The sequence below is a fragment of the Pseudazoarcus sp. NS34 genome (assembly GCF_059703725.1).
The window spans coordinates 1,306,093-1,314,421 of the sequence record NZ_BAAKIZ010000001.1 but is presented as its reverse complement, the minus strand read 5'-3'; the positions used below and the strand labels follow the sequence as shown (position 1 = coordinate 1,314,421).

The window sequence follows — 8,329 nt, the reverse complement described above, 5'->3', positions numbered from 1 at the left end:
ATAGAAATGCGGCTATGGTCGCTGCCTACTCGACCGGCGGTTATAGCTACCAACAGATTGGGGATTTCTTCGGTGTGCACTTCACTACCGTGGCCAAGGCAGTTCGTCGTGAAAAGACCGCGAAATGAACGGTATAAAAGATAGACCTGACCCCGATTCGCACTGACCCCGATTCGCATTCTCCGATTCGCATTCTGGTAACAACTGACATTCGCGCAAACCAACTGAAGTAACTTGAAGGAGTTCCGTAATGAAGCTCCAATTCTTGGCAACGAGTTTAGTTTCAATGACTCTCACAGGGTGCGGCATTACTCATGGCCCATTCGGGATTGCTGCTCAGCCTGCCCCGCCCACATACGAGCTGTGGGTCAAGCCCGGAACTACGGAAGTAGAGGTTAAAAAAGCCCTGCTGGAATGCGGTGAACCCTCTACCGTCAGAGACACATACATCTATGAAAAAGCTCTGGGATTAAAAGGCACCAACGAATTACGAAACCATTTCTTTTTGGTGGATCGTTGCATGGAAGAGTCTGGATTCATCGCATCAGGAACTAAAACAACTTTGGAGTATTGCTTATGGGACCGACACCGACATCTTCCCGCCTGCCAAGCCGAGACTTCGCCTCCAGAACGTAGCGTGGAGCGTCGTATAAACAGCTGGTACTGCAAGATCAAAATCAATCAAGAGTATTGCCGAAGCCACTCCTTTAAAACTGAAACATGCGACGATCCAAACAGAACATTCAATAAGCCCCCACCGGAGTGCCGGATGTGAATAGGCCCAGTCAGTTCAAATTACATCTCAGCGAATCCGAATCAGGGTCCGAATCAGGGTCAGGTCTAGATTTTATACCCCGGAAAAGTCGCACCGCGCCATATCGTTAGTGCGGCCATGGTCGCCGCTTACTCGACCGGCGGTTATAGCCACCAACAGATTGGTGATTTCTTCGGTGTGCATTTCACTACCTTGGCCGAGGCAGTTCGTCGTGAAATGGGTGCGAAATTAACGATATAAATATAGACCTGACCCTGATGTCTCGACCCTGATGTCTCATATTGGAATGATGGTGGATCAAGCGCACGCGCGACGTCTCGTCAGATCACACCGCCCCCAGAAAAAACGGGGGGCTATTAGAAGCTTCTCGCAAATGCCACACACGGCTTACAAAAGATGACGATGTTCTAGACGTGTCGGACGGCGCTTGCTATATTCGCCCGCCACCAGAGCGCGTCTTCGGGCGCCGGGGTCCCGGCCATAGCGTGCAAGGATGCATCGCCACAGCCCTCCGTGTTCTGCCAACCACACCCATTGGGTTACGAGGTCAATCGAATGATCACCACCGCCGCATTCGGCAAGAAGGCCGCAGCCCTGATGTTGTTGGCTGCATCACTGCAGCTGTACGGTTGCGCCACCGAGAGCCACCGGACCTTAGAGGTACCGAAGGTTGCTGCAGCAGCCACGCCGTACACGGGAGAGCGCAGCCTGATTTCGGTCGGCAAGTTCGACAACCGCTCCAACTTCATGCGCGGCGTCTTTTCGGACGGGGTTGATCGGCTGGGGAGCCAAGCGAAGACGATCCTGATGACGCATCTGCATCAGACCGGGCGTTTCAACGTGCTCGACCGCGACAACATGTCCGAAATCCGACAGGAAGCTGCCCTCTCAGGTGCCTCGCAGCAACTGAAGGGCGCCACCTACGTCATCACTGGCGATGTGACCGAGTTCGGCCGCAAGGAAGTCGGAGACCACCAGTTGTTCGGAATTCTCGGCCGCGGGAAGTCGCAGGTTGCCTACGCCAAGGTGAGCCTGCAGGTGGTCAACGTCGGCACCTCTGAAGTGATGTTCTCGTCCCAGGGCGCCGGTGAGTACAGCCTGGACAACCGCGAAGTACTCGGCTTCGGCGGCACCGCGAGCTACGACTCGACGCTGAACGGCAAGGTGCTTGACCTCGCCATTCGCCAAGCGGTGGATGGACTGGTGTCGGGCATCCAGTCGGGCGCATGGCAGCCGGGGCGTAAATGACCGCCGCAGCAAAGCTCAGCGTGCGCGCGCCGTCACTCTCCTTCGCCACACGAATGCTCGTCATCGCCGGCGCGCTGTCCCTTGGGGCATGCGCGACGAACGAGCAGCTGTATTACTGGGGCGACTACCAGCCGCAGGTGTATGGGCATTTGACCGGGGAGAAAGGCCCGGACGAGCAGATTGCCAGACTCGAAGCGGGGCTCGAGAAAGCTCAGGCAAAGGGCAAGCAACTGCCGCCGGGGTACTTTGCGCACCTGGGCATTCTCTATGGCGAGAAGGGCGACGGCGACAAGATGCTGGGCTATTTCGATGCTGAAAAGCAGCATTACCCTGAGAGCACCGCCTTCATCGATTTTCTGATGAAGTCCAAGAACGGAAGTGTCAATTAAATGCGCCATTCAATGACCCGTTTTGCTGTCTCGCGCGCATTCATGCTTGTCGCGGTCGCGCTGCTTGCGACGGGCTGCGCCACCCAGCGTCCTTATGACTACACGGCCTTCAAGCAGAGCCGCCCGACTTCTATTCTGGTGTTGCCGCCGCTCAACAGCTCACCAGATGTCAAGGCGACCAACAGCGTGCTGTCCCAAGTCACCTATCCGCTCGCTGAATCCGGCTACTACGTCTTTCCGGTCACGCTGGTGAATGAAACGTTCCGGCAGAACGGGTTGGCCAATGCGGGCGAGATTCACGAAGTACCTCCCGCCAAGCTGCGTGAGATCTTCGGCGCCGACGCCGCGCTGTACATCACGGTGCAGCAGTACGGAACAACCTACGCCGTCATTGCGAGCGAGAGCCGCGTCACCGCCACGGCGCGCCTCGTCGACCTACGCTCGGGGAGCGTGATCTGGTCAGGCACCTCGACGGCCTCGAGCGCCGAGGGGCGCAACTCCAGCGGCGGACTACTCGGGATACTGGTGACAGCGCTGGTCAGCCAGATTATCGAAAGCTCGACCAACCAGGCCCACCCGATTGCCGGCGTAATGAGCGGCCGGCTGCTCGCCGCGGGCATGCCCAACGGCCTGCTTTACGGACCGAGATCCCCCAAGTACCTCAGCGACGGGAACGCGCGGCCGTAAGCGGGCAAATCGCCGCATCACTGGTTCAACGCACAAGGCCTCGGCAGAACATCGCCGAGGCCTTGTGCGTTCAGAGCCGATCAGGCGGCGAGGAAGAACGCTCCGGCGGCGGCGATCAGGCCGCCGAGAACGCGCTTGCTCCACATGGCGGCAGGCGTTTCGGGCATGCAGCGGGCCAGCACGTAGCCCGCTGCATGCAGCACCGCGGTGGCCAGCGCAAAGCCGGCGGCGTACAGCCATACCGATCCGTGGCCCATCTCGGTGAAGTGCGCGTGGCCGTGGAAGAGTGCGAACACAGCGACCATCGGCACGGCTGCCGCAAGCGGCAGCTTCACGACCAGCGCGATGAGCAGGCCCAGCACCAGCACTGACAGCGCGATGCCGGCTTCAACGGCGGGCAGCGCCACGCCGAGTGCGCCCAGACCTGCGCCCGCCAGCATGGCGAGCACGAAAGCCACCGGCAACGCCCAGCGTGCCCGGCCGACCTGGCGCGCGGCAAGCAGGCCGACAGCCAGCATGGCCAGCAGGTGATCCGCACCGCCAACCGGGTGACCGAAACCGGAGAAGAAGCTGGCGGATTCATGGCCGCCGTGGCCGGGGTGGGCAAGCGCGGCACCGGCGAAGAGTGCCAGCGGCAGGGCGGAGAAGAGTCGTTTCATGGTCGGGTTCCTCATGATGGATTCGGTCAGACAGGCTCGGGCGCGACGAGCAGGCCCTGGCGTTCGATGAAGTCGATGATCTCGGCCAGGCCCTGGCCGGTTTTCTGGTTGGAGAAGATGAAGGGGCGTTCGCCACGCATCTTTTTCGAGTCGCGGTCCATCACTTCCAACGAGGCGCCGACCAGCGGCGCGAGGTCGATCTTGTTGATCACCAGCAGATCGCTCTTGGTGATGCCGGGGCCGCCCTTGCGCGGGATCTTGTCGCCGGCCGAGACGTCGATGACGTAGAGCGTCAGGTCCGACAGCTCGGGCGAGAAGGTCGCCGCCAGGTTATCGCCGCCGGACTCGACAAAGATGATCTCAAGCCCCGGAAAGCGGCGGTTGAGCCGATCCACCGCTTCGAGGTTGATGGAGGCATCTTCGCGGATCGCGGTGTGTGGGCAGCCGCCGGTCTCGACGCCGATGATGCGGTCGGCTGCCAGTGCCTCGTTGCGCACCAGAAACTGCGCGTCCTCGGCGGTGTAGATGTCGTTGGTGACGACGGCAATGTTGTACTTGTCGCGCAGCGCGCGGCACAGCGCCAGCGTGAGCGCGGTCTTGCCGGAGCCGACCGGGCCGCCAATGCCAATGCGCAGTGCCTGGGTGGGTGTAGTCATGATCTGAACAGCCTCGTGTATTGCGTTTCATGCCGGCTGCTCGCAAGCGCGAGGCCGGGGTTGAAGTTGCTCCATTGCGGTTCGGGCAGCGTGACCGCCCGTTGCGCGAGTTCGGGAATGGTCTCGCCGAGCGTCGCGAGCAGCCGTTGGCCTGCGCTCTGGCCCAGCGGCACGGCCTTTACCGCCGCCATTACCTGATTTTCCAGCCACGCCCACAGATAGGCGGCAATGGCCTGCCCGCAATCGATATCCCACGCCGCCGCGGCCGCCGTCCAAGCCGTCGGAAATGCCGGCTCGTCCACCGCCAGCAGTCGTTCGCGCCAGCCCGGCAAGGCCGCGAAGGCGTCGAGATCGCCGAGCAGGCGCACCAGCGAGTACCCCATCTGCACGGTCTCGGCGCGCAACTCCATGGTTTCGCGGCTGGCGTTGAAGTCGGCGTTGAGTTCGGCGACGCGCGCATCGTCACCGTCGCGCCACGCCTGCATCAACGCGGCGGCGAGCGGCGCTTCGAAGCACGCGAGGTTATGCGCAAGCGCATCGCCGATCCATTGCGCCGCACCGGCTTCGTTCTTCACGGTGCCGTTCTCGGTGGCCCACTCCAACCCCTGGGAGTAGGTGTAGGCGCCGACCGGCAGGGTCGGGCTGGTGAGTTGGAGGAGGCGGATGAGGGGGAGCATCAGATGAGCTCCTTGTATTCGCGCTCCCCGCTGAACGCGTGGTGGCTCTCGATCAGCGTTCGTTGGCCGGGACTCGCCCCGGCGAGCGACCTACTTTCTTGTGATGCAACAAGAAAGTAGGCAAAGAAGTGCACCCCGCCGTCTCGGCCCTTGGGGCTTCCCTCGCTCCGGGCGGTTTCACCGGCCGGTCCTGAACTCGCTTCGCTCAGACAGCAGGACCGGACTTCCCCGGCGAAACCACCCTGCACTCGGCGAGCCAGAGGGGAGTTGGCACCAGGTGAACCACCAAGGCTGTAAAGAGCGGGGCGCGGTGGGCACGTCTTGTGTACCAACCCCTTGTGAGCCGCTGAGCGAAGAGCGCTCACGGCGGGGCCTTCCGGCCTTGCTGTTTGAGCGACAGCGAGTTCGCAAGGCCGGCCGCCGGGAGTGCTCGCAGCGAAGGGAGCCCGAAGGGCCGGCGAGGAGGGCACGCTTCTTTGCTTCCTTTCTTGGCGTGCACCAAGAAAGGAAGTCGCCCGCCGGGGCGAAATCCCGGCCGGTCGAGGCATGAATGACCGACTCCGCCCGCACAAACCAATGCGGCGCAATGCGCTGCGCTTATTGCGCCCTGCGCTCGGAGTAGGCGGGCAGGCGTGCCCCATCACGCACTCATCATGTGGATGCGCGCCCCGCTGCCATCACCGGGATGCTGATGCCCATGCGCATAGGCGCCGGCCTCCGGCTCGAACGGCGCCGACACAGCCTGCACCTCGGCGCCGAGGCCAACCAACATGCCTTCGAGCACGTGATCGGCCTGGATGCGCAGCCAGCCGTCCCCAATCTGTACTGCGACGTGGCGGTTGCCAAGGTGGTAGGCGGCGCGGGCCAAAGCGAAAGCGCCGTCGCAGCGCGCTTCGAGCAGGTCTTCGGGTGCGGACACGACTTCGACGATGCGACCGTCCTTGGCGCGCAGCTTCTGACCGCCTCGCAGCACGGTGCCGCGCTCAAGGAACAGGCCGACGTCCTCGCCGTTGGCGAGCTTGGCGCGCAGGCGGCTCTTGGTGCGGTAGCCGAAGTCGAGCTCCAGCTTTTCGGTGGCGGGCTCGGGGCCGTCGTAGAGGGATTCGAGTAGCAGCATCGACATTCTCAGAACAGGTAGTAACGCTGCGCCATCGGCAGCACCTCGGCCGGCTCGCAGGTGAGCAACTCACCGTCGGCGCGCACCACGTAGGTTTCGGGGTCGACGTCGATCGCCGGCGTGGCGCCGTTGTGGATCATGTCGCTCTTCTTCACGTTGCGACAGCCGCCGGCCGCCACCAGCGGCTTCTGCAAACCCAGCGCAGCGATTGCCGGATTGTTCAGCGCGGCCTGCGAAACAAAGGTGACCGAGGTCTTCAGCGCCTTGCCGAAGCTGCCGAACATCGGGCGGTAGTGCACCGGCTGCGGCGTGGGGATGGACGCATTCGGGTCGCCCATGGCGGCCGCGGCGATCATGCCGCCCTTGAGGATGACGCTCGGCTTGGTGCCGAAGAAGGCCGGGCGCCACAGCACCAGATCGGCCAGCTTGCCGACCTCGATGGAACCCACGGTATGCGCGATGCCGTGCGTAATGGCGGGGTTGATGGTGTATTTGGCGATGTAGCGTTTGACGCGGAAGTTGTCGTTCCCTTCTTTCGCCTGCACCGCAGGCGACACTTCGCTCCCCTCGCCCCCTTGGGGAGAGGGGTTGGGGGTGAGGGGGGCCGGCACAGGCGCCAACCACCCGCGCTGCACCTTCATCTTGTGCGCGGTCTGCCAGGTGCGGGTGACGACCTCGCCGACGCGGCCCATGGCTTGCGAGTCGGACGACATCATCGAGAACACGCCGGTGTCGTGCAGGATGTCTTCGGCGGCGATGGTTTCGCGGCGGATGCGCGATTCCGCAAAGGCCACGTCCTCGGCAATCGACGGATCAAGGTGGTGGCACACCATCAGCATGTCCAGATGCTCGTCGATGGTATTCACGGTGTAGGGCCGCGTCGGGTTGGTGGACGACGGCAGCACGTTGGGCAGGCTCACCGCTTTGATGATGTCCGGCGCGTGGCCGCCGCCCGCCCCTTCGGTGTGGAAGGTATGGATAGTGCGGCCTTTGAAGGCGGCAATCGTCGTCTCGACAAAGCCCGATTCGTTCAGCGTGTCCGAGTGGATGGCCACCTGAATATCGTATTCCTCGGCCACCGACAGGCAGTTGTCGATGGCGGCCGGCGTGGTGCCCCAGTCTTCGTGCAGCTTCAGGCCGATGACGCCGGCCTCGACCTGCTCGCGCAGCGGCTCGGGCAGGCTGGCGTTGCCCTTGCCGAAGAAGCCGAGGTTCATCGGAAAGGCTTCGGCCGCTTCCAGCATGCGGTGGATGTGCCACGGCCCCGGCGTGCAGGTGGTGGCCAGCGTGCCGGTGGCAGGACCCGTGCCGCCGCCGAGCATGGTGGTGACGCCGCTCATCAGCGCCTCTTCGATCTGCTGCGGGCAGATCCAGTGGATGTGGCTGTCGATGCCGCCGGCGGTGAGGATCATGCCCTCGCCCGCGATCACCTCGGTGCCGGCGCCGACGGCAATCGTCACGCTCGGCTGAATGTCGGGGTTGCCGGCCTTGCCGATGGCGGAAATACGCCCGCCCTTGATGCCGACGTCGGCCTTGACGATGCCCCAGTGGTCGACGATCAGCGCATTGGTGATGACGGTATCGGCCACGTCGGCCGACACGCGCTGGCTCTGGCCCATGCCGTCGCGGATGACCTTGCCGCCGCCGAACTTCACCTCGTCGCCGTAGATGGTGAAATCCTTCTCCACCTCGATCCACAGCTCGGAATCGCCCAGGCGCAGGCGGTCGCCGGTGGTGGGGCCGAACATCTCGGCGTAGGCACGGCGCGAGATGCGGGCGCTGGAGGTCTTCGCGGGCGAGGCATTGGCCGCACCCAGCGGCCCCATCACGTCGCCGGCAAAGCCGAACACCTTGCGGTCACCGGCCAGTGCGACCAGTTCGACCGTGCGCGACTGACCCGGCTCGAAGCGCACCGCCGTGCCGGCCGCGATGTTCAGGCGAAAGCCCTTCGCCGCAGCGCGGTCAAAATCCAGCGCGGCATTGGTCTCTGCAAAGTGGTAGTGCGAGCCCACCTGCACCGGGCGGTCGCCGGTGTTGGTGACCTTGAGCGTGATCGTCTCGCGGCCGGCGTTGAGCTCGATGTCGCCGTCCAGCGTCTTCATTTCTCCGGGGATCATGTCT

The 8,329-nt window shown here is 63.2% G+C and carries 9 protein-coding genes; 4 read left to right on the top strand and 5 right to left on the bottom strand.

Annotation, left to right across the window (positions count from 1 at the left end; translation table 11 throughout):
- The first annotated feature begins 250 nt into the window (after positions 1-250).
- The 4 genes from AC6H0N_RS06315 (at position 251) to AC6H0N_RS06300 (ending at position 3,099) form a co-directional block, all read left to right on the top strand.
- Positions 251-775, top strand: a complete 525-nt coding sequence (locus AC6H0N_RS06315; RefSeq protein ID WP_497573217.1) for a hypothetical protein — start codon at positions 251-253, stop codon at positions 773-775.
- Positions 776-1,330: 555 nt separating this feature from the next.
- Positions 1,331-2,023, top strand: a complete 693-nt coding sequence (locus tag AC6H0N_RS06310) for a CsgG/HfaB family protein (RefSeq protein WP_497573216.1) — start codon at positions 1,331-1,333, stop codon at positions 2,021-2,023.
- A complete protein-coding gene (locus tag AC6H0N_RS06305) occupies positions 2,020-2,412 on the top strand; it encodes a DUF4810 domain-containing protein (protein WP_497573215.1) in 393 nt (130 codons plus the stop codon). The genes AC6H0N_RS06310 and AC6H0N_RS06305 overlap by 4 nt, the downstream gene beginning before the upstream one ends.
- A gap of 12 nt (positions 2,413-2,424) precedes the next feature.
- On the top strand, positions 2,425-3,099 hold the full coding sequence (locus AC6H0N_RS06300) for a DUF799 domain-containing protein (protein ID WP_497573214.1): 675 nt from the start codon (positions 2,425-2,427) through the stop codon (positions 3,097-3,099).
- 80 nt (positions 3,100-3,179) lie between these two features.
- Here AC6H0N_RS06300 and AC6H0N_RS06295 read toward each other — a convergent pair whose 3' ends face one another.
- From AC6H0N_RS06295 to ureC, 5 genes are all read right to left on the bottom strand, one after another.
- Positions 3,180-3,758: a HupE/UreJ family protein gene (locus tag AC6H0N_RS06295; protein ID WP_497573213.1), complete on the bottom strand. Its 579-nt coding sequence runs from the start codon at positions 3,756-3,758 to the stop codon at positions 3,180-3,182.
- A gap of 26 nt (positions 3,759-3,784) precedes the next feature.
- A complete protein-coding gene (gene ureG, locus AC6H0N_RS06290) occupies positions 3,785-4,414 on the bottom strand; it encodes an urease accessory protein UreG (RefSeq protein ID WP_497573212.1) in 630 nt (209 codons plus the stop codon).
- The gene (locus AC6H0N_RS06285) at positions 4,411-5,091 is read right to left on the bottom strand and encodes an urease accessory protein UreF (RefSeq protein WP_497573211.1); all 681 of its coding nucleotides are present in this window, start codon (positions 5,089-5,091) and stop codon (positions 4,411-4,413) included. The genes ureG and AC6H0N_RS06285 overlap by 4 nt, the downstream gene beginning before the upstream one ends.
- A 640-nt stretch (positions 5,092-5,731) precedes the next feature.
- Positions 5,732-6,208 (bottom strand): urease accessory protein UreE, encoded by a 477-nt coding sequence (gene ureE / locus AC6H0N_RS06280; protein WP_497573210.1) that lies wholly within the window; start codon positions 6,206-6,208, stop codon positions 5,732-5,734.
- A gap of 8 nt (positions 6,209-6,216) precedes the next feature.
- On the bottom strand, positions 6,217-8,325 hold the full coding sequence (ureC, locus tag AC6H0N_RS06275) for an urease subunit alpha (RefSeq protein ID WP_497573209.1): 2,109 nt from the start codon (positions 8,323-8,325) through the stop codon (positions 6,217-6,219).
- Between the last annotated feature and the right edge of the window lie 4 nt (positions 8,326-8,329).

Excerpts from the sequence above, each read along its gene's own strand:
- ureE (WP_497573210.1), bottom strand. The coding sequence starts at position 6,208 with ATGCTGCTACTCGAATCCCTCTACGACGGCCCCGAGCCCGCCACCGAA.
- AC6H0N_RS06295 (WP_497573213.1), bottom strand. The coding sequence starts at position 3,758 with ATGAAACGACTCTTCTCCGCCCTGCCGCTGGCACTCTTCGCCGGTGCC.
- AC6H0N_RS06300 (WP_497573214.1), top strand. The coding sequence starts at position 2,425 with ATGACCCGTTTTGCTGTCTCGCGCGCATTCATGCTTGTCGCGGTCGCG.
- AC6H0N_RS06310 (WP_497573216.1), top strand. The coding sequence starts at position 1,331 with ATGATCACCACCGCCGCATTCGGCAAGAAGGCCGCAGCCCTGATGTTG.
- AC6H0N_RS06315 (WP_497573217.1), top strand. The coding sequence starts at position 251 with ATGAAGCTCCAATTCTTGGCAACGAGTTTAGTTTCAATGACTCTCACA.
- ureC (WP_497573209.1), bottom strand. The coding sequence starts at position 8,325 with ATGATCCCCGGAGAAATGAAGACGCTGGACGGCGACATCGAGCTCAAC.
- AC6H0N_RS06305 (WP_497573215.1), top strand. The coding sequence starts at position 2,020 with ATGACCGCCGCAGCAAAGCTCAGCGTGCGCGCGCCGTCACTCTCCTTC.
- AC6H0N_RS06285 (WP_497573211.1), bottom strand. The coding sequence starts at position 5,091 with ATGCTCCCCCTCATCCGCCTCCTCCAACTCACCAGCCCGACCCTGCCG.
- ureG (WP_497573212.1), bottom strand. The coding sequence starts at position 4,414 with ATGACTACACCCACCCAGGCACTGCGCATTGGCATTGGCGGCCCGGTC.